The sequence below is a fragment of the Streptomyces sp. PU-14G genome (assembly GCF_041028275.1).
Lineage (GTDB): Bacteria > Actinomycetota > Actinomycetes > Streptomycetales > Streptomycetaceae > Streptomyces.
Genome location: NZ_JASKYT010000168.1, coordinates 1 through 15,914, shown reverse-complemented (window position 1 = coordinate 15,914; position 15,914 = coordinate 1). Strand labels below are relative to the sequence as shown.

The window sequence follows — 15,914 nt, the reverse complement described above, 5'->3', positions numbered from 1 at the left end:
CTGSSCGCCCACCCCGACGCGCTGCCCGCGCTGCGCCGCCTGCGCGAGGCCCATGTCCGGGTGGGCGCCCTGACGGTCGGTGACGCGGAGGTCACCCGCGCCTTCCTGGAGCGCAACGGGCTCGCGCCCTACGTCGAGCAGGTCGTCACCGCGGCCGAGGCGGGCGCCTGGAAGCCGGCGCCCGAGGTCTACCTCGCGGCGGCGGAGCGCGTGGGGGCCCCGCCCGCGGCCACCGCGCTGGTGGCGGTGCACGCCTGGGACTGCCACGGAGCCAACCGTGCGGGCCTCCTCAGCGGCTGGTGTGCCCGCCTGGAGGGACGGCACAGCCCGATGTTCGCCCAGCCGGACGTGGTGGGTGAGGACCTGTCCCAGGTGGCCGAGGGCCTGCTGGGGCTTCCGGCGGCGGGGCGCGAGGCGGGCGGCCCCGGGAACGCGGCGGGGCGCGAGGCGGGCGGCCCCGGGAACGCGGCGGGGTGAGCCTCGCCCGTCTCTTTCGCGCCGGTGCGCTCTAGCCTGTGCGGCGAGCACAGCAGCAGCATGTGAGCGCCCGCGGGAAGACATCCATGAAAGAGACGACGATGATGACGGCACTGCCGCAGCCCTTCGACGCATCGTTCCGAGCCGGGCCGCACGCGGTCTACGGCAGACTCCGCCGGCAGGGGGCCGCGCACCGGGTCGCGCTGCCCGACGGCAGCGCCGTCTGGCTCGTCATGCGCGACGAGGACGTCAGGGCGGGGCTCGCCGACGCCAGGCTGTCGGTCGACAAGGCGCACTCCACCGGCGGTTACCAGGGCTTCTCGCTGCCGCCCGCGCTGGACGCCAACCTGCTCAACATCGACCACGAGGACCACATACGGCTGCGGGGGCTGGTGGCGCAGGGGTTCACTCCACGCCGCGCCGAGGCGATGCGCGCCGGTGTCCGTGCGGTGGCCGACCGGCTCGCCGAGGGGCTGGAGAAGCGACTGGAGGCCGAGGGGGCGGCCGACTTCGTGCACGAGTTCGCCACCCCGCTGCCGCTCACGGTCGTCTGCGACCTGTTCGCCGTGCCCGAGCCCGATCGGCGCCCCTTCGCCTCCTGGGTGACGACGATGCTCGCGCTGCGGAGCCCGGAACAGGTGGGGGAGGCCATCGCCGCCATGCACCGCTTCCTGCGCGAACTGGTCGACGCGCGGCGGAAGACGCCGGGTGACGACCTTCTCTCCGACCTGATCGCCGCCCGCGACGAGGGGGACCGCCTCTCCGAGGACGAACTGGTCTCGCTGGCCTTCCTCGTCCTGGGCGCGGGCATCGAGAACGTCCAGCACCTGCTCAGTGCGGGCCTGCTGGAACTGCTGCGGCATCCGGACCAGTTGGCGGCGCTGCGCGGCGACTCCTCGCTGCTGCCCGACGCGGTCGAGGAGATGATGCGGTACGCCCATCCGAACCTGACGGCCATCCGGCGCTTCCCCACCGAGCCCGTGGAGTACGGCGGTGTCACCGTCCCGCCCGGTGACACCGTGCTGTTCTGCCTCGCCTCCGCCAACCGCGACCCGGCCCGCTACGAGGACCCCGAGCGGTTCGACATCGGCCGTCCCGCCCAGGGCACCTCCCCGGCGCGGCCCGGCGGAACGCACCTCGCCTTCGGGCAGGGCATGCACTACTGCCTCGGCGCGCCGCTCGCCCGGACGGAGACCGGGCTGGCGCTTGAGACGCTGCTGGGCCGTTTCGCGTCCCTGCGGCTCGCCGTCGCCCCCGATCGGCTGCGGTGGCAGACCTCCTTCCGCTCCCACGCGCTGCGCGAGCTGCCCGTCACCCGGTGAGGGGCAGCCGCCTCCCGCAGCCCGGCGACCCCGGCGCCGGCCCCGGCCCCGGCCGCGGCCCGGGGCGTGTGAGGCGACGCAGCCGCGCTGCGCACGCTCGCACAACCGGCTCCCGGCGGGTCACAACCGCCGGTTGCGCGCCTCTAGGATGCGCTGGTGGACACAGAGGCAGTGCGCTCGTTCGTCAAGGCGGCCGAGCTCGGACAGGTGCGGCAGGCGGCCGGTGAGCTGGGCGTGACCCAGCAGGCGGTCTCCAAGCGGATCGCCGCGCTGGAGCGCGAGCTGGGGGCCCGCCTGTTCACCCGTACCGCCCGAGGGGTCGAGCTGACGCTCGACGGCCAGGCGTTCCTCCCGCACGCGCGCGGCGTCGTCGCGGGGGTCGAGCGCGCCGTCACCGCCGTCCGGCCGGGCTTCCGGGCGCTGCGCGTCGACGTTCTCGGCCTGCGCAGCGCACAGGCCGTCGTGTTGCACGACTACTGGCGGTCGCACCCGGAAGCCGACCTGGACGTGGTGACCCTCAGGGTCAACGACCCACGGGCGGCGGTCGCCGCCGTGGCAGCGGGCGACGTCGACGCCTCGTTCCGTACCGTCACCGACCAGGCCGCGCTGCCGCCCGACGTGCGGATGATCCACGCCTTCGACTCGCCGCTGGAACTCCTCGTCGGCCCGGGACACGCGCTCGCGTCCGCGCGCAGCCTGACGCCACCGCAGCTGCGTCAGCACCGAATATGGGTGCCGGGCATCGCGCCCCGAAGCGAGTGGGCGGAGTTCTACGACCAGCTCGCCACCGACTTCGACCTGCGCATCGACGCGGCAGGCCCGCACTTCGGGGACGAGGTGCTCCTGGACACCCTGGCTGGCTCCCCGGACGTGGCCACGCTCGTCGGGGCACGCGACCGGTACGTCTGGCCGGCGCACCACGGCCTCCGCCGTATCCCCGTCGTGAACCCGACACTGGCGTATCCGCTCTCGCTCCTCCTTCCCCGGACGAACCCCCATCCAGGACTCCGCGGTCTCCTCACCCACCTCGCGGGCCTGCCCGCGTCCCCGGAGGCGGTCTGGCTTCCGTCCTGGGCGACATCGCCACGGCTGGGGGAGTCCCGCGCGGTCTTCGCTACGCCAGAAAGGACCGGGCATGTCCGGTGACCGTCTCATGCGCATCCACAGCGCCGAGTTCCAGGCCATGGCCGAGAGGGTCCTGCGGGCCACCGAGCTCACCTCCCGCCTCAACGTCCTGCCCTTCGAGGACGAAGCGGGGAAGGCGGAGCTGTTCGAGCAGCTCCTCGGCAAGCCGCTTCCGCCGCGAGTGACGGTCTACCCGCCCTTCTACACGGACCATGGGCTGCACCTCGACCTCGGCGAGCGCGTGTTCATCAACCAGAACTGCACGTTCCTGGACTACGCCGGCATCCGGCTCGGCGACCGCGTGATGGTCGGCCCCAAGGCCACGTTCATCACCGTCGGGCATCCGGTCGACCCGCAGGAGCGGCGGGGGTGGCTCAGTGGCGGGCCCATCGACGTGGCCGAGAACGTGTGGATCGGCGCCGGTGCCACGATCCTGCCCGGCGTCAGCATCGGCCGGGACGCCGTGGTCGCCGCCGGGGCGGTCGTGGTCGACGACGTGCCGGAGGCGAGCCTGGTGACCGGCGACAAGGCGAGCGTGCACAGGCGGTGGTGACCGCCTCTCCCGGCCCCGCCGAGCCCCGGACGACAGGTCCCGGGGTAGCTGCTAGCGCGCGGCGAGCCGCTCCATCAGGGCGGCGCTGCGCGCCAGCGCCTCCCGCTCCTCGCCGGTGAGCTCGGCCTCGATGGCCTGGGCGAGCCAGCCGGCCCTGCGCCCGCGCTCCGCGTCGAGAGCGGCCCGTCCCGCGGCGGAGAGCTCGACCAGGGTCTTGCGGCCGTCCGTGGGGTGCGCCCGGCGGACGACCAGGCCCGCGTCCATGAGCAGCCCGACCGCCCGGGCCATGGACTGGGGCCGTACGCGCTGGTCCGCGGCGAGATCGCTGGTGGTCATGGCCCCGTCGCGGTCGAGGGTGCCGAGTACGGAGATCTGGCCGTGCGGGATGCGGTCCTCGTGCTTCACGCGCCGTGTGAGCTTACCCATCGCGGTACGCAGTTCGGTGGCGACGGCGGCGGGTTCCGGGGTGGGCATGAGGCACTTTAACCGGTGCGCACGGGGAGGCCGCACGTCCCGTCCGTGCAGCAGAACTGAACAGCGGAGCTGAACAGTCGAACTGAGCAGCCGAACTGAACAGTCTTGCTGTAGAGTCGGTGGTGCCGCGGCACGCGCCAGCGCTGTCGCAGCAGGGCCGCGGCGCGCGTCAACGCGAAGGACGGTCCATGTTTTCCCAGGCAGTCGCGTCCACCGTCATCCAGTCCGTCACCGCACGAGCAGTCCTCGACAGCCGGGGCAACCCCACCGTCGAGGCCGATGTCCTCCTCGCCGACGGATCCCTGGGCCGGGCCGCGGTCCCGTCCGGCGCTTCGACCGGGGCACGGGAAGCCGTGGAGCTGCGCGACGGGGACCCCGGACGCTGGCACGGCAAGGGGGTCGACCGTGCGGTCGGCCACGTGGGCGGCGACATCGCGGCAGCGGTCGTGGGGCGCGACGCCGACGACCAAGCGGGCCTCGACGCCGCGCTCGCCGCACTCGACGGCACCGAGGACAAGTCCCGTCTCGGCGCCAACGCGCTGCTCGGCGTCTCTCTCGCCGCCGCCAAGGCCGCCGCGGCGGCCCACCGCCAGCCGCTGTACCGCTACCTCGGCGGAGTCGACGCCCGCCTTCTCCCGCTGCCGATGATGAACATCGTCAACGGCGGAGCCCACGCCGACAACCCGCTCGACTACCAGGAGTTCATGATCGCTCCGGTGGGTGCGGAGACCTTCGCGGAAGCCGTCCGCATGGGGTCCGAGGTCTTCCACACGCTCCGCCGCGACCTGCGCTCGGCCGGGCACGCCACCGGCGTCGGCGACGAGGGCGGTTTCGCGCCCGCGCTGCGCACCGCGCGGGAGGCCCTCGACTTCGTCGTGGCTGCCATCGACCGCACCGGATACCGCCCCGGCGAGGACATCGGACTGGTCATGGATCCCGCCTCGTCGGAGTTCTTCCGAGACGGTACGTACGTGTACGCGGGCGAGGGCGTCCGCCGCACCCCCTCCGAGCACGCCGCCTACCTGACCGAGCTGATCGACGCGTACCCGATCGTCTCCATCGAGGACCCGATGGCCGAAAACGACCTGGACGGCTGGCGGGAGCTGACCTCCCGCGTCGGCGACCGCTGCCAGCTCACCGGCGACGACGTCTTCTGCACCAACGAGGGGCTGCTGCGCGAGGGCATCCGCACCGGCGTCGGCAACTCCGTCCTGGTCAAGGTCAACCAGATCGGCACCCTGACCGAAGCCCTCGCCACGGTCGCCACCGCCCACCGCGCCGGCTGGACCGTCGTGATGTCGCACCGCTCCGGGGAGACGGAGGACACCACCATCGCGGACCTGGCGGTCGCGACGGGCTGCGGCCAGATCAAGACCGGATCGCTGTCCCGGTCCGACCGTACGGCCAAGTACAACCAGCTCATCAGGGTCGAGGAGGAGCTGGGCGCGTCGGCGCGGTACGCGGGCGGTGCGGTACTGCGCCGCCCCTGACGCGCTGCCGCACCCCTGACGCGCTGCCGCGCCCGTGTCGCGCTGCCGCGCCCGTGTCGCGCTGCCGCGCCCCTGACGCGCTGCCGCACCCCTGACGCGCTGCCGCGCCCGTGTCGCCGGAACGCCTTGGCGGCAGCGCCACCGGGAGACGTGCCGGGGCCCGCGAGCCCCACCGAGACGCGAACGAGAGCCCTAGTTCCCGGGCGCGCCCTCGCGCAGCAGCGCCACGTCGCGGGCGGCCTGCGCGAGCAGCGCGCGCATCGCGGCCTCGGCGGCGTCGCCGTCCCTCTCCCGTATCGCGTCGAGGACGGCACGGTGGCTGGGGACCGGGTCGCCGGGGTGGTGTCCCGGGCCGTGGACGAGGCGGTCGCGGGCCGCCCGCGCGGTGGCGATCACCATTTCCATCCGCTCCAGCAGCTCGTTGTGGGAGGCCGCCAGCAGCGCACGGTGGAAGGCGAGGTCGGCCTCGACGGCGCCCGGCGCGCCGTCGGGGGCCTCGCCCATGGCGGTCAGCGCCGTCTGCAGCGCGGCGAGGTCCGCCGCGGTGCGGCGCTCGGCGGCGAGCCGTACCGCCGCGGGTTCGACGATGCCGCGCACCTCGTCCAGGTCGTGCAGCAGCGGTGGCGCGGCCGTGGATCCGGCGGTGTCGGCGGACTGGAACTGCCAGCGCAGCACGTCCGCGTCCAGCAGGTTCCAGTCGGCGCGCGGGCGTACGAAGGTGCCGCGCCGCTGCCGGGCGTCGACCATGCCCTTGGCCGCCAGCACCTTGAGCGACTCGCGCAGCGCGGTGAGGCTGACGCCCAACTCCTCCTGGAGCGCCGCCAGGTCGAGGGTGGCGCCCTCGCCGAGGGCGCCGCTGAGCACCCGGTGTGCCAGCACCTCCACGGTCTGGCCGTGCACCCCCCGGCGTGCGTAGCCCGGCATGGGGCCTCCCGTCCTCTCCCGTCGTGCGGTGCACGGGCTTGGCCGCGCGTCACCGAGCCTGGTCGCTGAAAAGTACCGCGTCAACAACTATTCCTAAATAACGAATTCTTGTAGCGTGCGGCGTCATCACGGTCCCCGTCACTCGACTCGTCCCGAGAGGCAGCGCACATGACGGCAGCCGACACGACTCCCCGCGTCCCTTTCACCCCCGCCGGTCTCCACTTCGGCGCCGACTACAACCCCGAGCACTGGCCCGAAGAGGTCAGGGCCGAGGACATCCGGCTGATGAAGGAGGCCGGGGTCACCATGGTCACGGCCGGGATCTTCTCCTGGGGGCTGGTCGAAGCAGAGCCGGGCTCCTACGACTTCTCCTGGTTCGACCGCGTCATGGACGACCTGGCCGAGGCGGGGATCGCCGTGTGCCTGGCGACCATGACCGCCTCACCGCCGCCCTGGCTGAGCGAGCGGCACCCCGAGGTGCTGCCCGTCACGGCCGACGGCGTACGCAAGTGGCCAGGCTCCAGGCAGCACTACTGCCCCTCCAGCCCGGTCTACCGCGAGCACGCCGTGCGCCTCGTCGAAGCGCTCGCCACCCGCTACGCCGCGCACCCCGCGCTGGCCATGTGGCACATCGGCAACGAGTACGGCTGCTCCAACCCCGTCTGCTACTGCGACGTCTCGGCCGCCGACTTCCGCCGCTGGCTGCGCGAGCGCTACGGCACGGTCGACGCGCTCAACGCGGCCTGGTCGACCACCTTCTGGTCACAGGCCTACGGCTCCTTCGAGCAGGTCATGCCGCCTCGGGCCACGCCGACCCACCCCAACCCCACCCAGCGGCTGGACTACTGGCGCTTCAGCGACGACGCGCTCCTGCACTGCTACCTCGCGGAGAAGGCGGTGCTGCGCCGCGTCACCCCGCAGGTGCCCGTCACCACCAACCACATGCCGCACCACAAGCCGGTCGACCCCTACCGCTGGGCCCCGCACGAGGACGTGCAGGCGCTGGACTACTACCAGGAGCCCTACGACCCGCGCACCCACGTGGACGCCGCCGCCGCCTTCGACGTCGTGCGCTGCGCGGGCCGGGGACGTCCGTGGATGCTGATGGAGCAGGCGCCCAGTGCCGTCAACTGGCGGGAGCGCAACAGCCCCAAGCCGCCCGGCGCGATGCGGCTGTGGAGCTGGCAGGCCGTCGCCCAGGGCGCGGACGCGGTGCTCTACTTCCAGTGGCGCCAGTCTCCCGGCGGAGCCGAGAAGTTCCACTCCGCGATGGTGCCGCACGCCGGCCCCGACACGCGGATCTTCCGCGAGGTGGCGGCGCTGGGCAGGGAACTGGCCGCGCTCCCGCAGATCGCGGGAAGCCGCAGCGCGCCCGAGGTGGCGCTGCTGGCCGACTGGAACAGCTGGTGGGCCATGGAGCAGGGCTCCCACCCGTCCTCGGCCCTCAGCCACCGCGAGGCGCTGCTGCGCCACTACGCGCCGCTCTTTGACGCCGGGGTGCCCTGCGACATCGTGCCGCCCGCCGAGGACCTGACCCGCTACCGTCTCGTCGTCGTCCCCGATCTCTACCTGATGAGCGCGCGGACCGCCGAGCGGCTGACCGCGTACGTACGTGCGGGCGGTCATCTGTTCGTGTCGTACTTCTCCGGCATCGCCGACGAGGACGACCACATCCACCTGGGCGGCTATCCCGCGCCGCTGCGGCAGGTGCTCGGGCTGCGGGTGGAGGAGTTCTGGCCGCTGGCACGGGACGGGCGCCTGCCGTTGCGCGGCGAGCTGCACGGCGAGGCGGACCTGTGGTCGGAGGCCGTCGACCTCGAAGGGGCGCAGGCGCTCGCCGTCTTCGGCGACGGCGACCTCGCGGGGCGGCCTGCCCTCACTCGGCACGCCTTCGGGGACGGCGTCGCCTGGTACGCGGCAACGCGCCCTGAGCCGGGGCTGATGCGCACGCTGACGGACCGGGTGCGGGAGGCGGCCGGGGTCGCGCCCGTCCTTCCCGGCCTGCCCGCCGGGGTGCAGGCGACCGTCCGCGAGGGGGCGGGCGGACGCTTCCTCTTCCTGCTCAACCACGGCACGGAAACGGTCACCGTGCCCCTCCCGTACCCGGCGCGTGACCTGCTGGCGCCCGGCTCGGAGCCCGCCGGCTGCCGCACGCTGCCGGCGCGGGGCGTGGCGGTGCTCCAGCGGGCGGACTGAACCGCCGCCGCGCCACCACGACGCGTGCAGGGGCGGGTACGGCCGGTACGGCCGGTCGGCAAGTACGGCATGCACGGCATATACGGCATGTACGGCGTTGACGAGGAGGTCAGATGCCCACCCGACGCACACTCCTGGCCGGCGCGGCGGCCACGGCGGCGGCGCCCGCGCTCGCCGCCTGCGGTGAGCAGGCGGGCGCGGCGCGCACGACGCGCCAGGCGCCCCGCACCCCCGGCCGCCGGGTCGACCTCGTCTTCTGGACGTGGGTGCCGCTCCAGAAAGCCGCGGCCCTGTGGAACCGGAAACACCCCGACATCCATGTCACAGTGCAGACGGTGCCCGCCAACACCTCCGGCGGCTACCAGAAGATGCACTCCTCGCTCAAGGCCGGCGACCCGCCCGACCTGGCGCAGATCGAGTACTACGCGCTGCCCGAGTTCATGCTGGTGGGCGGACTGACAGACCTGACCGCTTACGGTGCGGACAAGCTCAAGGACGCCTACGTCGACTGGCAGTGGCAGCAGGGCGTCTTCGCGGGCCGCACCTACGCCGTCCCCCAGGCGTCGGGCCCCATGGGCTTCTTCTACCGCGCGGATCTCTTCGAGCGGTGGGACGTGGAGGTCCCCCGCACCTGGGACGCGTTCCGGACGGCCGCCGCGCAGATCCGCAGACGCAGTGGCGGCGCCTCCCGCATCAGCGCCTTCCCGCCCGCCAACGCCCAGTGGTTCGCTTCCTTCCCCTGGCAGCGCGGCGCCCACTGGGTCCGTACCGAAGGCGACACCTGGATCGTGGACCTGGCGAGCCCGGAATCGCTGGAGGTGGCCGACTTCTGGGACGGCCTGGTCCGTGACGACCTGCTGCTGCCCACGCAGGACGCGCAGAGCGCCTTCTTCAAGGCGCTCCAGACCGGGCAGCTGGCGGGCTGGCCGGGCGCCCAGTGGTACGACGCGCTCATCCGGGGCAACGCGCCCGGCACCAAGGGCAAGTGGCGGGTGGCCGAGCTGCCCCAGTGGGAGCCGGGGGCGCACGCCTCCGCCAACTGGGGCGGCTCGGCCACCGCGATCCTCCAGGGCACCCGCCACCCCGCCGAGGCCCTGCGGTTCGCGCACTGGCTCAACACCGACCCCGACAGCATCGAGCTGCTGGTCGAGGCCGGGTACGGCTGGCCCGCGGCGGAGCTGGATCTCGCGGACTCGCCGCTGGGCGAGCCCAGCGACTTCTTCGGCGGCCAGGCCTACAACGAGGTCTTCCAGCTCTCCGACCGCAACGTCGACACCACCTGGCGCTTCGGCCCCACCACCACCCAGTCCTACGCGCACATCCAGGACAACATCGGCCGCGTCGTCGCAGGCCACGGCACGATCAGGGACGCACTCAAGGACGCCGAGACCAAGTTCGTCGACGACCTGAAAGCCAAAGGCCTCAAGGCGAGGAGCGCGCGATGACGACCACCACGACCGGGCGGAAACGGGCCGCCGCCGGGCCCGCGCCCGCCGCCACCCGCCGCCGCCGGGCCAGGCCCGACCGCAAGGCGTGGACGTTCCTGTCGCCCTTCCTGGCCGTCTACGTCTTCGCGATGATCCTGCCCATCCTCTACGCGCTCTACCAGAGCCTGCTGACCGTGCGGCGGTCCGGACCGCTGGGACTGGGGGAGCCCTCGGTGGGCTTCGCCGGGCTGGACAACTACGCGCTCGCCCTCCAGCAGACCGCCTTCCTGGAGGGCTTCGGCCGCGTACTCCTGTTCGGCGCCGTCCAGGTGCCGGTGATGCTGCTGCTGGCGCTCACCCTCGCCCTCCTGCTGGACCAGGTCGGTGACCGCTGGGCCGGGCTGATGCGGGCCGCCTACTTCCTGCCGTACGGCATTCCGGGCGTCATCGCGACCCTGCTGTGGGGGTTCCTGTACGTTCCGGGGATCAGCCCGGTCAACGAACTGCTGGGCGACGTGGGCCTCCAGCCCGACTTCCTCGGCTACGACAACGTGCTGTGGTCCCTGGCGAACATCGTCGTGTGGGAGTTCGCCGGCTACAACATGCTGGTCATCGTCGCCCAGCTGAAATCCATCCCGCAGGAGCTCTACGAGGCCGCCAGGATCGACGGCGCGGGGCCGTGGCAGACCGCGCTGCGCATCAAGATCCCGCTGATCCGCCCGGCGCTCGTCCTCACCTGCGTCTTCTCCATCATCGGCACCCTGCAGCTGTTCGCCGAGCCGCTGGTGCTCAAGAAGCTGGCGCCCGCCGTCACCACGGACTTCACGCCGAACCTGAGCGCCTACTTCGACGCCTTCGCCAACGCCAACGTCTATCTGGCTGCGGCCAAGTCGGTGCTCCTCGCCGTGGTCGCCATGGTGCTCTCCTTCGGCTTCCTCAGCCTGGTGAACCGCGGACGCAAGGGAGGGGACCGATGAGAGCCGCACCGTCCCGGGCGCCACGGCCCGCCCGTATCCTGCTCGTCGCCGTCCTCACGCTCGCCGCCGCCTACTTCCTGCTGCCCGTCTACTGGCTGGCCGTCGCCGCCACCAAGTCCAACCGCAGCCTCTACGGCAGCTTCGGCCTGTGGTTCGACGACCCGCACCTGTGGCAGAACCTCGAGGACGTCTTCACCTACAACGGGCACATCTTCCCCCGGTGGGCGCTCAACTCCCTGCTGTACGCGGGCGTCGGCGCCGTCGCGGCCACCCTGCTGTCGGCGGCGGCCGGGTTCGCCCTGGCCAAGTACCGTTTCCGGGGCCGCGAAGCCGTCTTCAAGTGCGTCCTGGCCGGGGTGCTGCTGCCCTCCACCGCGCTCGCGCTGCCGCTCTACCTGATGTTCGGCAAGCTCGGCCTGACCAACAGCTACTGGGGCGTGCTCATCCCCAGCGTCGTCAGCCCCTTCGGGGTCTACCTGTGCCGCATCTACGCCGAGTCCGCCGTGCCCGACACCGTGCTGGAGGCCGCCAGGGTCGACGGCGCGGGGGAGGAGCGGATCTTCTTCACGCTGGTGCTGCGCATCATGTCGCCCGCGTTGGTCACCGTCTTCCTCTTCCAGTTCGTGCATATATGGAACAACTACTTCCTGCCGCTGGTGATGCTCTCCGACGACCGCAAGTACCCGATCACCCTCGGCCTGGTCACCTGGCAGCAGGCGGCGGACCGCTTCCCCGAGCTGACGCAGTACACCGTCGGAGGCGCCTTCGTCTCCGTCATACCCCTCGCCGTCGCGATGCTCGTCCTCCAGCGCTACTGGCGGACCGGACTGACCGAGGGCAGCGTGAAGGAATAGGAGCAGTGACACGTGCGCATCACCCGCGTCGAGACCTTCGCCGTACCGCCGCGCTGGCTCTTCTGCCGGATCGAGACCGACAGCGGCCTCGTCGGCTGGGGCGAACCGGTGATCGAGGGACGCGCGCAGACCGTCCGCACGGCCGTGGGCGAACTGGCCGAACAGTTCCTGGTCGGCGCCGACCCGCTGCGCATCGAGGACCACTGGCAGCTGATGACCAAGGGGTCCTTCTACCGCGGCGGACCCGTCCTCTCCTCCGCCGTCGCCGGACTCGACCAGGCGCTGTGGGACATCGCGGGCAAGGCGTACGCCGCCCCCGTGCACCAGCTCCTCGGCGGGCCCGTACGCGAGCGGGCCCGCGCCTACTGCTGGGTCGGCGGCGACGAGCCCGCCGCCGTGCGCGACCAGGTCACCGCGCAGGTCGAGGCGGGCTTCACCGCCGTCAAGATGAACGCCTCGGGGCGCACCGACAGGCTGCCCACCACCGCGGCCCTCGACGCGATCGCCCGGCGCGCCGAGGCGGTCCGCGAGGCGCTCGGACCCGAGGGCGACTTCGCCGTCGACTTCCACGGGCGGCTGACCACGGCGGGCGCCCGCAAGGCCCTCGCCGTACTGGAACCGTACGGGCCGCTCTTCGCGGAGGAGCCCGTACTGCCCGAGTACACGCACCTGATCGGGCAGGTGACCGGGTCCACCACCGTGCCCGTCGCCACCGGGGAGCGCCTCTTCTCCCGCACCCAGGTGCTGCCCGCGCTCCAGGCGGGCGTCGCCGTGATCCAGCCCGATCTCAGCCACGCCGGCGGCCTGTCCGAGGCGCGGCGCATCGCCTCCCTCGCCGAGACCTTCGACGTCCTGGTCGCCCCGCACTGCCCGCTGGGCCCGCTCGCCCTCGCGGCCAGCCTGCAACTGGCCTTCTGCACCCCCAACTTCCTCATCCAGGAGCAGTCCATCGGCATCCACTACCACTCCGGCGCCGAACTCCTCGACTACGTGCTGGACCGCGACGTCTTCCGCTTCCACGAAGGGCACCTGCTCCGCCCCACGGGCCCGGGGCTCGGAGTGACCATCGACGAGCGGGCCGTGCGCGAGGCCGACGGCACGGCAGCCGACTGGCACAACCCCACCTGGCGCCACCCGGACGGGTCATTCGCCGAGTGGTGAGCCCCCCGGACGAGTGGGAGACGCGTGGGCAGCAGCCGTCGCCGGCAGGGGGGCCGGACCCGTTGGGCGCCCTTCACCAGGCCGCGGTCAGCACGGACACCGCACTCACCCATCCAGGGGGACAGCGTCGCTGAGCTGCGGCTGAAAACCTTCCACCATCGCAGACGAGCGCCCACCGTGATACCTGTCGGATGTCAGGGTCGACGCAGGACGCCACGGCCGAAGGGGGAGGCGGAACCATGGACACGGTGATCGTTCAACTGCCGGACCGGAAAGGGCACCTCGCGGGCGGCCACGGCGACAGACCGCGCCTGCTGCACCTGGGCCCGGGGCAGAGCGCCGACTTCGGGCGCGGCGACCCCGGCCACCCGGTGCAGGTCGCGCTGGACGACCGCGGGGTCTCCCGGCGCGCCGGGCAGATCACCGCGGCCGAGGACTACTGGCGGCTGTCCAACTACAGCGGACACGTCACCTACGTGGTGGAGAACATGGAGGGCGCGGGCGAGCACATCAAGGTCCCGCCCGGCAGGCTGGGCGCACCCGTGCCGTTCGAGTTCTCCCGCGTCGTCCTGCCCTCCCGCGACGGCGAGGTGCACTTCAAGGTGTTCGCGCCCGAGCACACGTACCTGGACGCGGGCGGCGGCGTCCCGGCAGGCGAGCCCACCCAGAGCCCGTTCGCGCTCGACCAGACCGCCAAGTACTTCCTCGTCCTGCTCGCCCTGTGCGAGCCGCGGCTGCGCGACCCCTCCAGCGGCGCCATCCCCGGCGTCAGCGAGGTCCTGGAGCGGCTGCGCCCACTGCCGGACTGCCGCGAACTGACCCGCTCGGCCGTCAACTACCACATCGAGTACCTCGCCTCGGTCAAACTGCGGCTGCGCAGCGACGACGAGCGCACCGCCGGCACCGGTCGCAAACGCGCCGAACTCGTCGCCCTCGCACTCCGCTTCGACCTGGTACGGGAGGAACACCTCGCGCTGCTGCGTCCCGCGGCCCGGGCAGGCCGCACGGGGGAGCGCGACGGATGAGCGAGCCCGCACACTCCCGTCTCGACCTGCCCGCCGGATACCGGGTGGGGGAGTGGACACTGACCGGGCGGATCGGAGCGGGCAGCTGGGGCGTGGTGTACGCCGCCGAGCGCGCGGACGGCACCGAAGCCGCGGTGAAGTTCCTGCCTACCCACCTGCTGCCGCCCGGCCAGCGCGCGTCCATGGAACAACTGGTGCGGCGGGAGGTCCGCTTCAGTCTGGAGACCGACCACCCGCACCTGGTCAGCACGCGCGAGGTGCGCACCGTCCGCGACCCGGACCGCCCCGAGATCGACGGCGTCACCGCACTGGTCATGGACCGCGCCGCACACAGCCTCCAGGAGCTGCTGGCCGCCCGCCGCAGCAGCGGCGAAGGCCCACTGGCGCTGCCCGAGGCGGCCCGCGTCCTGTCCGGGGTCGGCGCCGGACTCGCCCACATCCACGGGCGCGGCTGGGTGCACGGCGACCTCAAGCCCGGCAACGTCCTGCTGGCCCCGGGCGGCGAGGTGTGGCTCGGCGACTTCGGCCTCACGGTCGAACTCGACGGCACCCACGCCTACGTGCCCCCGCTGGGCTCCCTCGACCACGTGCCGCCCGAGTGGTGGTCGGACCGGGAGGGCGGTCGCAGCACGGTGCGCCCCACCGCAGACATCTGGGCGTTCGGCGTGCTGGCCCACCAGGTGCTCACCGGCGGGCTGCACCCCTTCCCCGGGTCCACCGCCCGCGCCCGCGCCCTCGGTGCGCAGGCCTACGCGCGAGGCGGCGCCCCGCTGCGCCTCGACAACACGGTCCCCGACGGCTGGCGGGAGCTGATCGGCGACTGCCTGCGCCCCGATCACGCCTCGCGGGCCGCCCTGGACGCCGCCGCACTCGCCGAAAGGGCCCGCAAGCTGGTCAACCCCGGCCCCGGCCCCGGCCACCGGTGCGGAGCGCAGCAGGCTGTCCGGCACCGGGCGGTGGACCCCGACCGGGCCGATCACCGTCTACGACTTCGACGCGCTGGACCAGCTCGCCGACGCGCTGCGGGCGGTCGACCCCCAGCTGCGCGGCAAGACCCTGCCGAAGACCTCCACCTCCGCCGAGGCCACCATGCGCAGGCTCGGCGACCTCATCCGGCGCGGCAAGGTCGACCTGACGCCCGCCCAGGCGTCCCGTTACACCGGCGACGAGCCCTCCGGCGGCTCCGCGCGGATCGAGCTCGCGTTGTACCGGCCGCAGCAGGAGACCCTCAGCCGGGACGTCATGTCCCAGGGGCTGCGCACCACTGCCGGCAAGGACGCCACGAACGGCAGCCGCGTCCTCGGCCCGTCGGTGTCCGTGCCGGTCACGGGCGGGCTGAGCGACGGCGACACCGACACCCTCTCCGGGACCGTCCCGGTGGCGGGCGAGAACACCGGCGCCGGCCAGGCCACCGGGGTCAGCGGCTTCCGCCGCGGGATACTCAAGTACGGCACGCACGCCTCCGAGAACGACCAGACCGAGCCCGACGACAGCGGTGTCCTCGGCTACACGCTGACCGCCCACGCCGTGCTGCGGGTCAGCGGCCCCGACGGCACCCGCTGGGTCACCGGCAACGTGGTGCTGCGCCCCGCGCTGGAGGACGTCCTCGGCCTCGGCATCGGCCCGGCCCGCCCGTCCCAGGGGGTCTACGACGCCCCTGCCGAGCCCCCAGGAGTTCGGCGACGGGCTCGTCGAGGCGTTCGACGACGCGTTCGTCGAGGGCGGCGCGCGCACCCAGGTGGGGCTGGACGTGGGCGAGGTGACGCCCGACACCCGGCGGACGCTGGAAGCCGTCCGCCGGGCCCTGGGGAACGGCGTCCTGCCCGAGCAGGCCCGGCGGATTCTGAACACGCAGGGAGTCACGCTCCCCGCCGACGTCCGGCTCGCCCTCGACGCGGCGGTCCGCGCC

At 73.0% G+C, this 15,914-nt stretch carries 13 protein-coding genes and 2 pseudogenes; 13 read left to right on the top strand and 2 right to left on the bottom strand.

Annotation, left to right across the window (positions count from 1 at the left end; translation table 11 throughout):
• The 4 genes from AB8Z75_RS19950 to AB8Z75_RS19935 all read left to right on the top strand — a co-directional run.
• Positions 1-477: HAD family hydrolase (locus AB8Z75_RS19950; RefSeq protein ID WP_369203865.1), on the top strand; the 477-nt coding region annotated here is incomplete at its 5' end.
• 86 nt (positions 478-563) lie between these two features.
• Complete coding sequence (locus AB8Z75_RS19945; RefSeq protein WP_369203863.1) at positions 564-1,799, top strand: cytochrome P450; 1,236 nt, start codon at positions 564-566, stop codon at positions 1,797-1,799.
• A gap of 156 nt (positions 1,800-1,955) precedes the next feature.
• Entirely contained in the window at positions 1,956-2,945 is a 990-nt protein-coding gene (locus AB8Z75_RS19940; protein ID WP_369203861.1) for a LysR family transcriptional regulator, read from the top strand.
• On the top strand, positions 2,935-3,477 hold the full coding sequence (locus AB8Z75_RS19935) for a sugar O-acetyltransferase (RefSeq protein ID WP_369203859.1): 543 nt from the start codon (positions 2,935-2,937) through the stop codon (positions 3,475-3,477). The genes AB8Z75_RS19940 and AB8Z75_RS19935 overlap by 11 nt, the downstream gene beginning before the upstream one ends.
• A 51-nt stretch (positions 3,478-3,528) precedes the next feature.
• Here the strand turns inward: AB8Z75_RS19935 and AB8Z75_RS19930 are convergent, their stop codons facing one another.
• The gene (locus AB8Z75_RS19930) at positions 3,529-3,951 is read right to left on the bottom strand and encodes a MarR family winged helix-turn-helix transcriptional regulator (protein ID WP_369203857.1); all 423 of its coding nucleotides are present in this window, start codon (positions 3,949-3,951) and stop codon (positions 3,529-3,531) included.
• A gap of 188 nt (positions 3,952-4,139) precedes the next feature.
• Here AB8Z75_RS19930 and eno point away from each other — a divergent pair, with 188 nt between their 5' ends.
• Positions 4,140-5,441: a phosphopyruvate hydratase gene (eno, locus tag AB8Z75_RS19925; RefSeq protein WP_369203855.1), complete on the top strand. Its 1,302-nt coding sequence runs from the start codon at positions 4,140-4,142 to the stop codon at positions 5,439-5,441.
• Positions 5,442-5,633: 192 nt separating this feature from the next.
• On the opposite strand, the gene AB8Z75_RS19920 is transcribed toward eno, so the two are convergent.
• Positions 5,634-6,365 carry a FadR/GntR family transcriptional regulator gene (locus AB8Z75_RS19920; protein WP_369203853.1) on the bottom strand — a complete coding sequence of 244 codons (732 nt, stop codon included), beginning with the start codon at positions 6,363-6,365 and terminating at the stop codon, positions 5,634-5,636.
• Between the two features lie 168 nt (positions 6,366-6,533).
• Here AB8Z75_RS19920 and AB8Z75_RS19915 point away from each other — a divergent pair, with 168 nt between their 5' ends.
• The 8 genes and pseudogenes from AB8Z75_RS19915 to AB8Z75_RS19880 form a co-directional block, all read left to right on the top strand.
• Positions 6,534-8,561 (top strand): beta-galactosidase, encoded by a 2,028-nt coding sequence (locus AB8Z75_RS19915; RefSeq protein WP_369203851.1) that lies wholly within the window; start codon positions 6,534-6,536, stop codon positions 8,559-8,561.
• Between the two features lie 113 nt (positions 8,562-8,674).
• The gene (locus AB8Z75_RS19910; protein ID WP_369203849.1) at positions 8,675-10,006 is read left to right on the top strand and encodes an ABC transporter substrate-binding protein; all 1,332 of its coding nucleotides are present in this window, start codon (positions 8,675-8,677) and stop codon (positions 10,004-10,006) included.
• On the top strand, positions 10,003-10,965 hold the full coding sequence (locus tag AB8Z75_RS19905; protein ID WP_369203847.1) for a carbohydrate ABC transporter permease: 963 nt from the start codon (positions 10,003-10,005) through the stop codon (positions 10,963-10,965). Before AB8Z75_RS19910 ends, AB8Z75_RS19905 begins: the two co-directional genes overlap by 4 nt.
• Positions 10,962-11,819: a carbohydrate ABC transporter permease gene (locus AB8Z75_RS19900; RefSeq protein WP_369203845.1), complete on the top strand. Its 858-nt coding sequence runs from the start codon at positions 10,962-10,964 to the stop codon at positions 11,817-11,819. The genes AB8Z75_RS19905 and AB8Z75_RS19900 overlap by 4 nt, the downstream gene beginning before the upstream one ends.
• Before the next feature lie 12 nt (positions 11,820-11,831).
• On the top strand, positions 11,832-12,980 hold the full coding sequence (gene dgoD, locus AB8Z75_RS19895; protein ID WP_369203843.1) for a galactonate dehydratase: 1,149 nt from the start codon (positions 11,832-11,834) through the stop codon (positions 12,978-12,980).
• Between the two features lie 239 nt (positions 12,981-13,219).
• On the top strand, positions 13,220-14,005 hold the full coding sequence (locus AB8Z75_RS19890; RefSeq protein WP_369203841.1) for a serine/threonine protein kinase: 786 nt from the start codon (positions 13,220-13,222) through the stop codon (positions 14,003-14,005).
• Positions 14,002-14,853, top strand: a pseudogene (locus tag AB8Z75_RS19885) (serine/threonine-protein kinase); the annotation flags it as partial. The gene AB8Z75_RS19890 and the pseudogene AB8Z75_RS19885, both read left to right, overlap by 4 nt.
• A 241-nt stretch (positions 14,854-15,094) precedes the next feature.
• Positions 15,095-15,914 (top strand): annotated as a pseudogene (locus tag AB8Z75_RS19880) (hypothetical protein); the annotation flags it as partial.

Coding starts and splice junctions, on each gene's coding strand:
- AB8Z75_RS19945 (WP_369203863.1), top strand. CDS start 564: ATGAAAGAGACGACGATGATGACGGCACTGCCGCAGCCCTTCGACGCA.
- AB8Z75_RS19935 (WP_369203859.1), top strand. CDS start 2,935: ATGTCCGGTGACCGTCTCATGCGCATCCACAGCGCCGAGTTCCAGGCC.
- AB8Z75_RS19930 (WP_369203857.1), bottom strand. CDS start 3,951: ATGCCCACCCCGGAACCCGCCGCCGTCGCCACCGAACTGCGTACCGCG.
- eno (WP_369203855.1), top strand. CDS start 4,140: ATGTTTTCCCAGGCAGTCGCGTCCACCGTCATCCAGTCCGTCACCGCA.
- AB8Z75_RS19920 (WP_369203853.1), bottom strand. CDS start 6,365: ATGCCGGGCTACGCACGCCGGGGGGTGCACGGCCAGACCGTGGAGGTG.
- AB8Z75_RS19915 (WP_369203851.1), top strand. CDS start 6,534: ATGACGGCAGCCGACACGACTCCCCGCGTCCCTTTCACCCCCGCCGGT.
- AB8Z75_RS19910 (WP_369203849.1), top strand. CDS start 8,675: ATGCCCACCCGACGCACACTCCTGGCCGGCGCGGCGGCCACGGCGGCG.
- AB8Z75_RS19905 (WP_369203847.1), top strand. CDS start 10,003: ATGACGACCACCACGACCGGGCGGAAACGGGCCGCCGCCGGGCCCGCG.
- AB8Z75_RS19900 (WP_369203845.1), top strand. CDS start 10,962: ATGAGAGCCGCACCGTCCCGGGCGCCACGGCCCGCCCGTATCCTGCTC.
- AB8Z75_RS19890 (WP_369203841.1), top strand. CDS start 13,220: ATGGACACGGTGATCGTTCAACTGCCGGACCGGAAAGGGCACCTCGCG.